The following is a 337-nucleotide window of genomic DNA, read 5'->3' as shown; positions in this document are numbered from 1 at the left end:
CGGGACGTCCCTCACCGGTCACCCCCTCGGCGCGGCCCCCGGCCACGGCACTCTCCCCCACCGGGCTCTCGGACAAGGGGTCGGCGGCTCTCTCCGCCGGGTCGGCGGCGCGGGCCTCGGCGGCCGGAGGGCCCGCGGCGGGGAGGGGGCCGGCGGCCTCGGCGGGTGCGATGACGGAATCGGGGACCGGGCCGACCGCACCGGGTACGGGGCGGGGGCCGCCCGGGGGCTCGGATCCGGGCACGGCTGTGGAGGTGTCGTTGGACACGGGGGTGTTCCTTCTGATCTGGCGCGGCGCGCGGGCCGCGGGCACGTCGGGGGCCGGTGCGGGTGCACC

The 337-nt window shown here is 80.7% G+C and carries 1 pseudogene; it reads right to left on the bottom strand.

Going from position 1 to position 337, the window contains the following annotated elements:
- Nucleotides 1-268: pseudogene (locus tag ACJOT3_RS34705) on the bottom strand (hypothetical protein); the annotation flags it as partial.
- Between the last annotated feature and the right edge of the window lie 69 nt (nucleotides 269-337).

Origin of the sequence: Nocardiopsis protaetiae (assembly GCF_045446735.1) — a bacterium.
Classification (GTDB): domain Bacteria; phylum Actinomycetota; class Actinomycetes; order Streptosporangiales; family Streptosporangiaceae; genus Nocardiopsis; species Nocardiopsis protaetiae.
This window is presented reverse-complemented; position numbering and strand designations above follow the sequence as displayed.